General features: G+C 68.4%; 16 protein-coding genes. 10 read left to right on the forward strand and 6 right to left on the reverse strand.

The genetic code is table 11. The features are described 5' to 3' along the window. Positions 1–39: 39 nt before the first annotated feature. Positions 40–1,155: an Mrp/NBP35 family ATP-binding protein gene (locus ACZ5BM_RS13925; protein WP_498908706.1), complete on the reverse strand. Its 1,116-nt coding sequence runs from the start codon at positions 1,153–1,155 to the stop codon at positions 40–42. Positions 1,156–1,361: 206 nt separating this feature from the next. On the opposite strand from ACZ5BM_RS13925, the gene ACZ5BM_RS13930 reads away from it, so the two are divergent. After that, positions 1,362–1,814, forward strand: a complete 453-nt coding sequence (locus ACZ5BM_RS13930; RefSeq protein ID WP_498908707.1) for a hypothetical protein — start codon at positions 1,362–1,364, stop codon at positions 1,812–1,814. A gap of 164 nt (positions 1,815–1,978) precedes the next feature. Continuing rightward, positions 1,979–3,145 carry an OpgC family protein gene (locus ACZ5BM_RS13935; protein ID WP_498908708.1) on the forward strand — a complete coding sequence of 389 codons (1,167 nt, stop codon included), beginning with the start codon at positions 1,979–1,981 and terminating at the stop codon, positions 3,143–3,145. Positions 3,146–3,152: 7 nt separating this feature from the next. Here ACZ5BM_RS13935 and ACZ5BM_RS13940 read toward each other — a convergent pair whose 3' ends face one another. Further along, the gene (locus tag ACZ5BM_RS13940) at positions 3,153–3,908 is read right to left on the reverse strand and encodes an SDR family NAD(P)-dependent oxidoreductase (RefSeq protein WP_498908709.1); all 756 of its coding nucleotides are present in this window, start codon (positions 3,906–3,908) and stop codon (positions 3,153–3,155) included. Positions 3,909–4,009: 101 nt separating this feature from the next. On the opposite strand from ACZ5BM_RS13940, the gene ACZ5BM_RS13945 reads away from it, so the two are divergent. The 5 genes from ACZ5BM_RS13945 (at position 4,010) to ACZ5BM_RS13965 (ending at position 8,284) form a co-directional block, all read left to right on the forward strand. Then, positions 4,010–4,948: a LysR family transcriptional regulator gene (locus tag ACZ5BM_RS13945; RefSeq protein ID WP_498908710.1), complete on the forward strand. Its 939-nt coding sequence runs from the start codon at positions 4,010–4,012 to the stop codon at positions 4,946–4,948. 30 nt (positions 4,949–4,978) lie between these two features. Further along, entirely contained in the window at positions 4,979–5,473 is a 495-nt protein-coding gene (locus tag ACZ5BM_RS13950) for a hypothetical protein (RefSeq protein ID WP_498908711.1), read from the forward strand. Further along, positions 5,470–6,093, forward strand: a complete 624-nt coding sequence (locus tag ACZ5BM_RS13955; protein ID WP_498908712.1) for an SGNH/GDSL hydrolase family protein — start codon at positions 5,470–5,472, stop codon at positions 6,091–6,093. Before ACZ5BM_RS13950 ends, ACZ5BM_RS13955 begins: the two co-directional genes overlap by 4 nt. A gap of 131 nt (positions 6,094–6,224) precedes the next feature. Then, positions 6,225–7,823: a DegQ family serine endoprotease gene (locus ACZ5BM_RS13960; protein ID WP_498908713.1), complete on the forward strand. Its 1,599-nt coding sequence runs from the start codon at positions 6,225–6,227 to the stop codon at positions 7,821–7,823. After that, positions 7,820–8,284: a VOC family protein gene (locus ACZ5BM_RS13965; protein WP_498908714.1), complete on the forward strand. Its 465-nt coding sequence runs from the start codon at positions 7,820–7,822 to the stop codon at positions 8,282–8,284. Before ACZ5BM_RS13960 ends, ACZ5BM_RS13965 begins: the two co-directional genes overlap by 4 nt. Here ACZ5BM_RS13965 and ACZ5BM_RS13970 read toward each other — a convergent pair. After that, a complete protein-coding gene (locus tag ACZ5BM_RS13970) occupies positions 8,221–8,511 on the reverse strand; it encodes a hypothetical protein (RefSeq protein WP_498908715.1) in 291 nt (96 codons plus the stop codon). The two genes, ACZ5BM_RS13965 and ACZ5BM_RS13970, sit on opposite strands and share 64 nt — an antisense overlap. Before the next feature lie 160 nt (positions 8,512–8,671). Here ACZ5BM_RS13970 and ACZ5BM_RS13975 point away from each other — a divergent pair, with 160 nt between their 5' ends. Further along, positions 8,672–9,808 (forward strand): FUSC family protein, encoded by a 1,137-nt coding sequence (locus ACZ5BM_RS13975; protein ID WP_498908716.1) that lies wholly within the window; start codon positions 8,672–8,674, stop codon positions 9,806–9,808. Next, positions 9,808–10,692, forward strand: a complete 885-nt coding sequence (locus ACZ5BM_RS13980; RefSeq protein WP_498911646.1) for a dihydrodipicolinate synthase family protein — start codon at positions 9,808–9,810, stop codon at positions 10,690–10,692. The genes ACZ5BM_RS13975 and ACZ5BM_RS13980 overlap by 1 nt, the downstream gene beginning before the upstream one ends. On the opposite strand, the gene ACZ5BM_RS13985 is transcribed toward ACZ5BM_RS13980, so the two are convergent. Beyond that, positions 10,693–10,911: a hypothetical protein gene (locus ACZ5BM_RS13985; RefSeq protein ID WP_498908717.1), complete on the reverse strand. Its 219-nt coding sequence runs from the start codon at positions 10,909–10,911 to the stop codon at positions 10,693–10,695. It lies immediately after the preceding gene. 66 nt (positions 10,912–10,977) lie between these two features. Between ACZ5BM_RS13985 and ACZ5BM_RS13990 the strand changes: the two genes are divergently transcribed. After that, complete coding sequence (locus ACZ5BM_RS13990; RefSeq protein ID WP_498908718.1) at positions 10,978–11,262, forward strand: DUF427 domain-containing protein; 285 nt, start codon at positions 10,978–10,980, stop codon at positions 11,260–11,262. 5 nt (positions 11,263–11,267) lie between these two features. Here the strand turns inward: ACZ5BM_RS13990 and ACZ5BM_RS13995 are convergent, their stop codons facing one another. Continuing rightward, positions 11,268–11,843, reverse strand: a complete 576-nt coding sequence (locus ACZ5BM_RS13995) for a hypothetical protein (protein ID WP_498908719.1) — start codon at positions 11,841–11,843, stop codon at positions 11,268–11,270. A 57-nt stretch (positions 11,844–11,900) separates the two neighbouring features. Beyond that, entirely contained in the window at positions 11,901–13,511 is a 1,611-nt protein-coding gene (locus tag ACZ5BM_RS14000; protein WP_498908720.1) for an alginate export family protein, read from the reverse strand.

The following is a 13,511-nucleotide window of genomic DNA, read 5'->3' on the forward strand; positions in this document are numbered from 1 at the left end:
AGATCGTGTCCGGGCTGAGCCGGCGTCCCTGATCCGCCGTCAGCGCAGATGCGGGGTCAAAGCCTCCGCCACACGCTCCGCGATCCGGACGTAGGCCGCGCCCGCCGCACTCTCCGGCGCTGTCGCCATCACCGGCGCACCTGCATCAGCGCTGGTGCGGATCTCCAGCAGAAGCGGTACTTCGCCCAGGAACGGCACGCCCAGCGTCTCGGCCTCCGCCTTGGCCCCGCCATGCCCGAACAGCGCCGTCTCATGCCCGCAATTTGGACAGCAGAACGTGCTCATGTTCTCCACGATCCCTAGCACCGGCACGCGCGTCTTCTCGAACATCGCCACGCCGCGACGCGCGTCCAGCAGCGCGATGTCCTGCGGCGTCGACACGATCACGGCCCCGGCCAGCGCCACCTTCTGCGCCACGGTCAGCTGCGCGTCGCCCGTGCCCGGCGGCATGTCCAGCACCAGAACGTCCAGCGCGCCCCATTCCACCTCGCCCATCAACTGGTTCAACGCGCCCATCACCATCGGCCCGCGCCAGATCATCGCCGTGCGCTCTTCCACCAGCAACCCGATCGACATGGCGCGGATGCCGTGCGCCACGATCGGGATCAGACGCTTGTTGCGCACCTCCGGCTGCACGGACGCGATGCCCAGCATGCGGGGCAGGCTCGGCCCATGGATGTCCGCATCCAGCAGCCCGACCGACAAGCCGCGCCGCGCCAGACCGATCGCCAGATTCACCGCCGTGGTGGACTTGCCCACGCCGCCCTTGCCGGACGCCACCGCGATCACCGCCTTCACCTCCGGCAGCAGCTTCGCGGGCGCCTCGCCGCCCAGCCCCAGCGGACGATGCCCACCGCCGGCCGGCGCGCGCGGCGGCGGCGCCGTGCCGGTCCGATGCGCCGTCAGCACCACCTGGGCGTTCAGAACGCCGGGCACGGCCCGGACCTGCCGCTCCACCGCCGCCCGTAACGGCTCCATCGCCACCGCATCCGCGCGGCTCGCCAGAAGCGCCACCTGGACCACCCCGTCGCGCTCCGCGACCCCGTCCACCAGCCCGTCGGCCAACAGGTCGCGCGTGGCGCCGGTCTGGTCCTCGGCATGGCGCAGCATCTCTCGCACGGCAGCGACCAGCGCACCGGAAACAGCTTCGCCCATGGCACGGACCTCCCCAAAACACAGCGGACGGCATACGGCAGGAGCGGGATCGCAGCAAAGGGCAGGCGGCACCTTCCATCGCGTTTGAACCGATTGGGCATCCTGCCCCGGCAACAAATCCGATCGGGAAGAAGCTCCGCTGTAGACACGCGACACCGAAATCACCGCATGATCCGGGACCCGTGGCCGGACCGGAAACAACACGCATGCGCCCGATCTCGCCCGTCTCAGCCCTTTATATCGGCATCGTTTCCGGCCGGTTTTGGCTCTGGCGGTTCTGCTTCCCCGTGGCAGCGCTGTTTCTGATCCAGCTCGTGACGACGTGGTCGTTCGGGTGGCCCGGCAAGGCGGTCACCCTCCGCGTCCCGTTTTCCGCGTCACCCTGGGACGAGGCAAACACCCTCTCTTCGGTCTGCGCGTGGAGCGGGGTCGCCGATCTGGCGCTCCGGTTGCTCCCCCGCCTGCTCGGCACCATCGCCCTGGCCGGCAGCTTCCGCGACGACGCCATCGTGATCGGAACGAGAAGGCTCCGCAGCTGGCCCGGCGGCTCTTCCACGCCCCGGCTCGTGCTGGAAGCCCGCGCCTGCGACGATGGCCGCCCCCTGTTCGTCCTGCCGGAGGCGGGGGACAGGAACGGCACCCCCCCCCCGGGCCGGTGACCGCATCCCCGTCGCCCGCAGTCGGCTCGACCGCAGCGTCGCGCGCCGGCTCCCCTTCGGCTGAACCCGAGACCCTCCGTTACCCTTCGCGTCATGTCCGGCTCTGGCGGCGAAGCGTCTGGCCCCATATCTAGGACGCGACGGACGGGCGCCGGGGAGGCCGAATGGATGTGATCGAAACCGCGCGCCCCGCGCCGGAGCCGCTGCCCACAACGCCGCCTGCTTCCGTGCGGCCTCCCGCCAAGCCCGGGCGAGACCATCGTGTCGATGCCCTGCGCGGCGCGGCGCTGCTCATGATGTTCGCCGATCACATCCCGCAGAACATCCTCAACCGTCTCACCATCCGCAATCTCGGTTTCGCCGACGCCGCCGAGATCTTCGTGCTGCTCGCCGGCTTCGCCTCCATGCTCGCTTATGGCGGTGCGTTCCGGCGCGAAGGCTGGACCGTCGGCCTCGTGCGCCTCGGCCGGCGCGTGGTGAAGCTCTACGTCTTTCAGATGCTGATGCTGATCACCACGCTGCTGATGATCCTGTTCTGGCGCAAGCATCACACCGTGCCGGTGGACTTCCTCGAACCCGAACTCGCCCACGGTTTCGACAGCCTCTGGCGCGTCTTCTCCATGCAGGCGCTGCCCGGCAATCTCAACATCCTGCCGCTCTATATGGTGCTGCTGCTGGCGTTCCCGCTCATCTACCTGGCGCTGCGGTTCAGTGCGCCTTTGGCGCTCGCGGTCAGCGCGGCGCTGTGGGGGCTGATCAATCTCGATCCCGCCATCAACCTGCCGAACTGGCTCGATCCGGATGGCTGGTATTTCGACCCGTTCGCCTGGCAGTTCCTGTTCACGCTGGGCGCCTGGAGCGCCAGCGCCACCCGTTCCACTGGCGGCGACATGCCGCGCCGGGGCTGGGCGGTGGCCGCCTGCTGGCTTTATCTCGCCTTTTCCGCAGTGCAGTCCTTCCCCTGGGAACAATGGGGCCTGCCCAAGCTCTCCCCGCTGCCGATCGATCCGCCGCTCAAGACGCCATTGTCGCCGCTGCGCCTCGTCGACGTGCTGTCCATCTTCTATCTCGTGCAGAGCAGCACGCTGATGCGTCGCTTCGCGGCAGCCCCGGCCGGACAGGTGCTCGCCGTGTTCGGCCGGCATTCGCTGGAGGTGTTCTCGCTCGGCACCGTGCTCGATCTCGTCGGCCGCCTGGCCATGACCACCTACGGCACCGGCTTTCCGATGCAGATCGCGGTCAACGTGGTCGGCATCGGCACGCTTTATCTGATGGCCACCGCCCTGGACCGGCGCAAGCAGCGCCAGAAACAGCTCAAGGCGGCGGCCTGACCGCCGGTCAGAGGTGAACGCCGCCGGCCACTTCGATGCGCTGGCCGTTCACCCAGCCCATCGCCCCGCTCATCATGGCGGCGATCACAGGCCCCACATCGCCCGGCTGACCGACACGGCCCAATGCGGTCTGCCGGGAGATCGCCTCGTTGATGTGCGGCGTGTCGCGCACCATCCCGCCGCTGAAATCGGTCGCGATCGCCCCCGGCGCCACGGCATTGACAGCGATCCGGCGCGGCCCCAGTTCCATCGCCATGTAGCGGGTCACGGACTCCATTGCCGCCTTCATCGGCCCATAGGCGATGCGGCCGGGATAACAGAACCGCGCCAGCCCCGACGTCACGTTCACGATCCGGCCGCCATCGCGCATCAGGGGTAGCAGACACTGCGTCAACAGCAGCGGCGCCTTCACATGGATCGCGAACATCTCGTCCAGCACCGGCTCGGTGACCTCCGACAGCGTCACGTTGGAGGCGGTGCCGGCATTGTTCACCAGATAGTCGAAGCGGTCCGCGTCCCAGCCCGACAGCGTCTCCCGCACCTGTCCGGTGAAGGCGGCGAACCCGCCGCTTTGCGACACGTCGAGGCGGAACGCCACCGACGGCGCGCCGGCCTCGTTCGCCAGACGCTCGACCGTGTCGGCGTCCTCCCGGTTGCTGTGGAACGTGAAGATCGTGCGCACGCCCTGGGCGGCGAGGGTCAGAACGGCGTCGCGGCCGATGCCGCGGCTGCCGCCGGTGACGATGGCGATGGGTGCCGGCATGGAACTGCTCCTTCTCGGTTGCGAACGCATCCTCCCCGACCGGCACTGTTCGGATAAGCGCGTGGTTTCGGACAGAACCATTCTGCTCTACGGAACAATCCATGGACCGTCTTCGCACGCTCAATCTGTTCGTCCGCATCGTCGATCGCGGCAGCTTCACCGCGGCGGCGGCCGAACTCGGCATCTCCCGCCCCGTCGCCACGGCGGCGATCCGCGCGCTGGAGGAACGCCTCGGCACCCGCCTGCTCGAACGCAGCACGCGCCATGTCCGCCCGACCACCGACGGCCAGACCTATTGCCGCAGCGCCCGGGCGATCCTGGCCGATCTGGAGGACGCGGACCGCGCGGTGAGCGGCACGGTGTCCGGCACCGTGCGCGTGGACGTGCCCGGCAACATCGCCCGCGCTCTGCTGCTGCCCGCTTTGCCGACCCTGCTGCGCACCCATCCGGACCTGCGCATTCTGTTCGGGGAAGGGGAGCGACTGGTCGATCTGCTGCGCGAAGGGGTCGACTGCGTGGTCCGCTCCGGCGCGCTGGCCAGCAGCGACATGGTGGCGCGTCGCGTCGGCGCGTTCGAGGAGATCGTCTGCGCCAGCCCGGCGTATCTCCGCAGCCACGGCGCGCCGGAAACGCCGGACGATCTCGACGGCCATCACTGTGTCGGCTTCGTGTCCTCCCGCACCGGTGCGGTGCTGCCGCTCGAATTCCAGCAGAACGGCGTCCTGCGGAACATCGTGCTGCCGGCGCGGGTGATGGTCACCACGGGCGAGCTCGGCGCAGAGGCCGCCTGCCAGGGCTTCGGTCTCTATCAGGCGCCGACACGGCGTTTCGCCCCCATGCTGCGATCGGGTGCGCTGGTGGAGGTGCTGGCGCCCTTCAGAACGCCGCCCACGCCGGTCTCGATCCTGCACAACAGCAACCGGCAGGTGCCGGCCCGGCTGCGCGTCGTGCTGGATTGGCTGGCGGACACGCTGCAAACCGCGTTCGCCGTCGAGAATCGAGCCGACGCCCTGGACACACCCCTTGGTCCGGTGTGTTGAGATGGGGGCCAACCTCCACGGAACCGCTTCATGACAGCATCCAGGCCGAACCGGTCTTCGTCTTCCCGCCCGAACGGCGCGCGCCTGATGGTCGCGGCCCTTCTGGCGGCATCGGGTGCGGCATCGGTTCTGGGTGCGCCGCGGGAAGCGCAGGCGGGGAGCTGTTCGGACCGTCGCGCCCAGCTTGCCGCCACGGAGGCGCAGGAGCTGCCGAACTGGAACGTGGTGGCGCATTACTGGAAGCATTTCGGCGGCTGCGAAGGCGACGCGCTGCGCCAGACCGTGTCCGGCGCGATCGGCACCCTGCTCGTCACGCATTGGAACCAGCTTCCGGCCCTGGTCGCGGAAGTGCATCGCCAGCCGAAGCTGCGCGGCTTCGTCCTGTCGCATATCGACGACACGTTGGACCGCAAGGAGGTGGCGCAGATCCAGCAGGAGGCCGGCACGAGCTGTCCGCGCGGCGCCCGTTCGCTTTGCGCCGACATCAAGAAGGCCGCCGCCAGGACGCTGGATCACGCCGCATGAGCGTCGCGCCCGCCCTGCCGTGCTGGACCGCCGCGCTCCGATCCGGCGGCCCCGTCCGCATCACCTGCTTCGGCTCCTCCACCACGGAGGGTTACGGCGCCAGCACGCCCGAACACGGCTATCCCGAGGTGATGCGCCGCCGTCTGGCACCGGCCTTTCCCCACGGCCTCGTGCTCCATAATCGCGGCATCAGCGGCGAAAGCGCGCTGGAAATGGACGGCCGCATCGACGACGTGATCGCGACCAGGCCCGATCTGGTGCTCTGGCAGACCGGCTCCAACGACGTCACCCGCCCGGTTCCGCTCGCGCGCTTCGAGCGGCTCACGCATGACGGGCTCGTGCGCCTGCGCGACGCCGGCGCCGAGATCGCGATCATCGACCAGCAATACAGCACCGCGCTGGAAGCGTTCGATACGCTGCCCGATTTCATTCGCGCGCTGCACGCCCTGGCGGAGCAATTCGGCGCGCCGGTTTTTCCCCGCTACGCGCTGATGCGCGCCTGGTGCGCCGAGGGCCGGTTTTCCATCGACACTCTGTCGCCCGACGGCACGCACATGACGGACGAGGGCTACCGGCTGCTGGGCGAGTCCGTCGCCGACTGGCTGCTCGCCCAGGCCTAAGTCCGCGGGCGGCCGATACGCCGCCCTCGTTTTCCCCGATGCCGTCCTGCGGATCTCTCATCGCGCCGCCCTTGCGGCGTGGCGGCGCGCATGAGCAGACTTCCCGGCGTCCAGGAGCACAGATACAGCCCATGCCGATCCGCCCGATCCCGTCCTTGCGCGCCGCGTGTCTGGCCACCTCCATGGTGCTCGCGGGGGCGGCGGTGCCTCCGTTCGGCAGCGTCGCGGAGGCTCGCCCGGCGCCGGACAGCTTCGCCGATCTGGCCGCGAAGCTGCTGCCCTCCGTGGTCAACATCTCCTCGACCGGCACCGCCACGGACGACGCCGACGACGATGACGACGACTCGCCGCAGGGCGACGACAATGGCGACAAGAGCGGAAAGAAGGCGCCCAACGACGCGCCGCAGGTGCCGACCTTCCCGCCGGGCTCGCCGTTCGAGAAGTTCTTCCGCGACTTCATGAACAAGCATCGCCGCGCCCAGCCGGGCCAGACCCCCGGCCAGACCCCGAACGGCAAGAACGCCCCCGAGGCGAACGGCCGCAAGATGCAGAGCCTCGGGTCGGGCTTCATCATCGACCCGTCCGGACTCGTGGTTACCAACAACCACGTCATCAAGGGCGCCGATTCCATCACCGTGACCCTGCAGGACAACACGGTGCTCAAGGCCAGGCTGCTCGGCCATGACGACAAGACCGATCTCGCCCTGCTCAAGATCGACAGCCCGAAACCGCTGCCGGCGGTCGCGTTCGGCAACAGCGACAAGGAGCGCGTGGGCGACTGGGTGCTGGCGATCGGCAACCCGTTCGGCCTGTCCGGCACGGTCACGGCCGGCATCGTGTCCTCGCGCGGCCGGTCGCTCGACAGCGGCCCGTACGACGACTTCATCCAGACCGACGCGCCGATCAATCGCGGCAATTCCGGCGGCCCGCTGTTCGACATGGATGGCGGCGTGATCGGCATCAACACCGCGATCTATTCGCCGTCGGGCGGCTCCATCGGCATCGGCTTCGCGATCCCTTCCAATGAGGCCAAGCGCGTGGTCGATCAGCTGCGGGAGTTCGGCAAGGCGCGCCGCGGCTGGATCGGCGTGCGCATCCAGGACGTGACGCAGGATATCGCCGACGGTCTCGGCCTGCCGTCACCCAAGGGCGCGCTGATCGCGGGCGTGGACAAGGACGGTCCCGCCGCCAAGGCAGGCCTGAAGAGCGGCGACGTGATCCAGCAGGTCGGCGGACAGCCGGCGGACGGACGCTCCCTGCCGAGGATCGTCGGCGAAACCCCGATCGGCACCGCCGTGCCGGTGGTGATCTGGCGCGACGGCAAGGCGCAGACGCTCCAGGTCACGGTGCGCGATTTCCCCGAAGACACGTCGAAACCAGTCCCGGCGCAGCCCCCGAAGACCGCGCCCACGCCATCCGCGGTGGAGATCGGCACCACCGGCCTCACTCTGGCGCCGATCGACGATTCCGCCCGCGAGAAATACAATCTCGGCGATACGCAGAAGGGCGCGGTGGTCATCGCCGTGCGCAAGAACAGCCCCGCCGCCGAGCGCGGCGTGCACGAAGGCGACGTCGTCGTCGAGGTGCAGCAGAGCGCGATCAACGACCCTGCGGACGTGCGTCAGGCCGTGGAAGAGGCCCGCAAGCGCAAGCGTCCCTCCGTGGTGATGCTGGTGCAGAACGGCGACGGCATGCGCTGGGTGCCGCTCCCGGTCAGCGACGCCAAATGAACGCGTCGGGCCCGGCGGTCCTGCGCGCCGACCATGTCGGTTTCGCCGTCGCCTCGCTCGATGACGCGGTCCGGTTCTGGACAGAAGGTCTCGGCGCCACGCTTGAACGCGAAGGCGAGATGGACGGTCCGTTCCTGCGCGAGGTCACCGGCGCACAGGAGGCCACCGTGCGCATGGCGATCATCTCGCTCGCCGGCCAGCGCATCGAGTTGCTCGATTATGCCGGCCCGGAGCGCCCGGACTCCGCGCAGAAGCCGTTCCATCTCGGTTTCGCGCATCTGGCGCTGGTGGTGGCCGATCTTCCGGCCATCCTGGCCCGGATCGCCCCGTATGGCTGGCATCCGGCCGGCACGCCGCAACCGATCCCCGGCGGCGCGCGCGCCGGGACGATGGTGGTCTACGTTTCCGGCCCGGACGGCGCGACCATCGAACTGATGCAGCCGCCCGACATCGCCGGCTGAGCCGCTTCGCCCGGCCCGTCCGGCCCGGTTTTCCTTCGCGCTCCGAACACCGAATGGCGTAGGAACGAGACCGCGAACTGCGCGGTCAGCGCCAGGAACCCCACCAGCACGATCGCCAGGTCGATCGGCAGGAAGTCGATCAGCAGCCCCACGGCGAGCACCATCCCGACCGCCTTCAGGATCGAGATCCCACGCGCACGCCATCTGGGCGGAAGTCCGAACGACATCGCGCAACACCATCCGCTTCAGGCTCGAATCGTGTCCGCAGTTCAGCGCATCCGGCGCTCCGCGTCATCCATATCCTTGGGCCGGGGATGGACGACGCCCGTTTCCCTGCGTTCAATCCCCGCCCCGAATCCCCCGACTGACCGGATGCCCGACGCTCCAATGACCCAAGCCGCTCAAGGCACCGCCGACCGACCCGGCCCGATCCGACGCGCCCTGCAGGCCCTGCGCAGCAGCGCGCCCGAGATGCGGCAGACGATCCGCATGCTGGTGTCGGTGTTCCTGTCCGACCTCGTCGCGCATCTGGCCGGCCTGAACGAGCCCTACTGGGCGCTCATCACCGCCGTGATCGTCACGCAGGCCAAGGTCAGCGCCACGCTGGAAGCGGGGCGGGACCAGATCGTCGGCACGCTGGTCGGCGCCTTGTTCGGCGCCGCCGCGATCGCGCTGGTGCTGATCGGCCTGCCCAGAATGCCGGTCTTCGCCCTGCTGCTGGTGCCGCTGGCGATCATGGCCGCCTTCAAGCCCAATCTTCGCCTCGCCAGCGTCACGCTGGTGGTGGTGTTCCTGTTCCCGGCCGCGGCGAACGACCCGTTCAGCCGCCCGATCGACCGGACCCTCGCCATTCTCGTCGGCGCCGCCGTGTCACTGATGGTGTCGTTCCTGGTGTTCCATTCCCGTTCACGTACGCAGGTGTTCCAGTCCGCCGCCGCGATGCTCGACACGCTGCGCACCACGCAATCCACCGTGCTGCACGCACGCACCCCGATCGCCGAGGTGGAGCACCTGAACGACAGCAGTTCCGAAGCCCTCAAGACCGTGGTCGCCGCCATCATGGATGCGCGGCGCGAACGCCTCGGCGCCCTGGACCAGCACGAACCGTTGATGGTGCGCCTCGCCCCGATGCTGCGACGTCTGCAAAGCGACGTGCTGTTCGTCGCACGCGCTCTGGACGAGACCCTGACCGACGCAGGCCCCGACGCCGAACCGCTCCCCGAACTCGCCGCCATCTCCGACGCGATCGGCGCGACCATGGACGCGCTGCGCCGGGCCATGACGGAGGAAGCCGAGACCGGCCGGCACACGCGTGGCCTCGGCTGTGAACAACTCGCCGCCTTGTCCGGGCTGCTGGAAGAACTCGGCGACCGCGCCGGCCCGTTGCCGCGCTTCACCTTGGAAATGCTGCACCGGGACCTGTTCGACATGGTGCAGGCGCTCGACCCCGACAACAAGCTCGACACCCCGGCCCGCGCCCCCGCCAAGCTTGCCGAACAACTCGTCCAGGAGCCGACACCGTGATGCCGTTCGAAGGACTCGTCGCCTACCCGATCACCCCCGCCGATCCGGTCGGTCGCGTCGATACGGATGCGATGGAGGCCCTCGCGGACAGGCTGGCGGCCAGCGGCGTCGACGGGATCGGCGTGCTCGGCAGCACCGGCATCTACATGTTCCTGCGTCGCGAGGAACGCCGCCGCGCCGTCCAGGCCGCCCTGCGCGGCGCGCGTGGACGCGTGCCCGTCACCGTCGGCATTGGCGCCCTCCGCACCGACGACACCATCCAGGCGGCGAGGGACGCGCAAGAGGATGGCGCCGACGGCCTTCTGCTTGCGCCCGTCTCCTACACGCCCTTGTTCCAGCACGAGGTCGCCGCTCACATCCGCACCGTCGCAGACGCCACCACGCTGCCGCTTTGCCTCTACGACAACCCCGCCACCACCGGCTTCCGCTTCGAACCCGGCCTGTGGCGCGCCTGCGGCACCTTGCCGAATATCGCGGCGGTGAAGCGCCCCGCTCCCGCCGAAGCACCGACCGACTGGCTTGCCGAACAACGCGCCTTGTTTCCGGCCCGAGTCGCGATCGGCTGCTCGGTGGACTGGCACGCCGCCGAGGCGCTGCTCGCAGGCGCGGATGCATGGCACTCGGTCCTGGCCGGCATCCTGCCGGGGCCCTGCATCGCCCTTGTCGCAGCCGCCAAGGCCGGCGATGCGGACGCCGTGCGTGCGATCGATGGAACCCTCGAACCGTTCTGGAGCCTGTTCCGCGCGCACGGCAGCATCCGCGTCGTCCACGCCATCGCCACGTTGCTCGGCATCCCCAACGCGATCCCGCCGGCGCCGATCCAGCCGCCGGACGCGGATGCGACGGCCAGGATCGCCACCGTGCTGGAAGCGCTGAAGGGCTGATCAGTCGCCCAACGGATCGGTCGAGAAGATCGGTGCGTTGTCGGGCTGCGGGGCGGGGTCCGGATCGCCGGGGCGAAGGGCAGGGGAGCCGTCCATCGCCGTTTCCGGTTCGTTGTGCGGGGCATACTCCCCCACCTCCGCGAACGGGTCCGGCAGCACGCCCGGGTCCTGCTGCGAGTCCAGATCGGGAAGAGAAAAAGGATCGGGAAGAACCGTCATCGTGCGTCTCCGTTGAGAACGAGCCGGCCAACGCCGGATCAGTCAACCGGTTCGGGGAGGAGTATCATGCGGGCAATCTGGAAAGACACGGTGATCGCGGACAGCGACGACATCGTGACCGTCGAAGGTAACAGCTACTTCCCTGCAGACAGCGTGCGCGCCGAACTTCTGCAGCCTAGCGCGCACCATACCGATTGCCCCTGGAAGGGCACGGCGCACTACCATTCGGTCGTCGTCGACGGTGCCGTGAATGAGAACGCCGCCTGGTTCTACCCCGACCCGAAACCGGCCGCCGCAGAGATCAAGGACCGGATCGCCTTCTGGAAAGGCGTCAGGATCACGGCGCAGTAGCCGGCTCACCGCGGCGTGGGCGTCGGCACGTTGCGCGGCGCCGCCGCGACCGAAGCCTGCGGCTGCGGCGCCGCGCTGGCCGCTCCGGGCGGGACCGCCCTGCTCGTGTTTCCGTTCTTGGTCGCATCCGCGCTGTCGGCCGGAACGGCATGCGCTTCGGGATGGTCCGACAGATAATTCATGCACGAGCGCAGGATCGGTGTGCAGTATGCGTTCGGCGCCAGGGTCGCGTTCTTCTCGCCGGAATAGATGATCCGCGTCACCCGGCCGTTATCCACACGGAACGTCGCATGGCAGTAGCCGCCGTTCGAGAATCCGAGCCCGCCCACGATCGGGATCGAGTAGCTCATCGAAGACGACGAGGTCGCATAGTAGGTCAGCACATCCGTATTGCCGAAGGTCGCATGCTGATCCGGAACGCCCAGGCAGGACTCCAACTCCACCTCGCTCAAACCCATCAAGGACGTCTTCGCATCGCGCGCGATCCGGCTGTCGTTCACCGAGCAGGCGCCGAGACCCAGCAGGAGCGGCAACGATGCACGCGCGAAACGGAGAACGGGGTGGGTGCTGGTGCTGAACAAACAATCGAACTCCGTCGGGTCAGGCCGGGCAACGCCCGGTCCGTCCAACGGTTCGATCTAGAAACGGAACGATAACGTGGAGAGGTAGTAGGTTCCGTCCGACGCCCCCGCTTTCTGCAGCGAGCGTGAGACCAGAGCGCGCGCGAGATCGTGGCTCCAGGTCAGATGATGCGTGATCCGCCACGCGAAACTCACCTGCGGCACGGTGCCGACGAAGCCGCCGGAGAAATTGGCGCGATAGCCATAGATGCGGTTGCTCGAGACGATCGCGTCGTTCGTGCTTTCGCGCCACAGGATCGGCACGCGGAACCGCAACAGCGTTCCCGTGCTCGGCGTGATCTCCACCAGCGGCGCGATGTTGATCAGGTTCGACTCTCCAAAGTAGGTGGTCGTGTCGAGATAGTTCGTGGACGGATTGAACGGCGCCGCGTAACTGCCGACATCGCCGCTGCGCTTACGGTCGTCGCCACCGGAGAACACATCCGCCTGCACGCCGATCAAGGGACGGCTATACGGTTTCCAGAATCGCCAGCCGACGAAACTGTCGACGGCGTAGGCATCCACATTTCGCGACTGCGCCGATTTCGCGGGTGTGAAATATCCGCCCTGATGAATGCCGCCGAAGGAGAATTCCAGCGGTCCGGCACGTCCCCATAGTCGCGTGCCGACATTGTCGCGCCGGCTCGACCCGCTCTGCGTTCCCGTTGCCGTCGCGATCGAATTCGATCCGTTGCCGAGCAGGTAACCGATATAGAACACATCCAGAAAGACCCGTCCCGGCTGTTTCAGCCAGGTGAAATCCGGCAGAGCGTAGGAGCCCAGACCGCCGAACAAACGCGTGCCCCAGTTCGGACGATCGGCGAACATCGCGCGCGGCGTGATGTTGGTCTGCACGAAATCCCACGCATCGAACCGGATGCGCGGCCACACCGCATAGCCGCGAACACCGTTATAGGACAGCGGAACATTCGGCGTTTCCCGCAGATACAGAACGTAGTTTGGTGCATCCAGGAATTCCTGCCGCCCGAACATCACGCCCGTTCGCGCCCCGAGCAGCTTCGCCTTCGCTTCCACGAACAGCTGCTGCACGTCGAGACGCGTGCGCCAGGATGCCGAATAGCCGTAGCCGCCCCAGCCCGCCGCATCGCCGTTCACCAGCTCGCCATACGCGCGCAGATGCTCGCCCAGATGCAGATCGGCGCCCAGCAGATTGCGCACCGTCATGCGCCCGGAATCGTCCGGTTTCTGCGTGCCCAGAACGGGCCTGTTCTCGAACCAGTTCTTCAGCCGGCTTTCGCCGGACAGCGTCAGATAGACCGACCCGGGATCGTTCAAACGGATGAATTTCAGCGGATCGAACGGATCGTTGCGCAGCTTGCGGTCACGCAGGGCCGACCAGTCCTCCGCCCAGCGCACGGCCCCGTAACGCGCCACAGGCCCGAACCCCGCCGGCGACCCGTCGAGCTGGTTGAACACTCCCCAGGGCCCGGTATGGATGGCGCCGGGCGCCTGCGCACGCGTCGGGTTGGTCCGCGTCTGCGGCAGCGACGAGAACTGCGGCGTCGTGTGCAGCGTGGCCGAATGGCCCTGCGCGTGCGCATGTCCGGCACAGGCCAGCAGGGCCGCGCCGGACAACAGAACGAGGCGGAGGCGGCGCGATCCCGGCAT

This window comes from Lichenicola sp. GTC18331 (assembly GCF_055386855.1).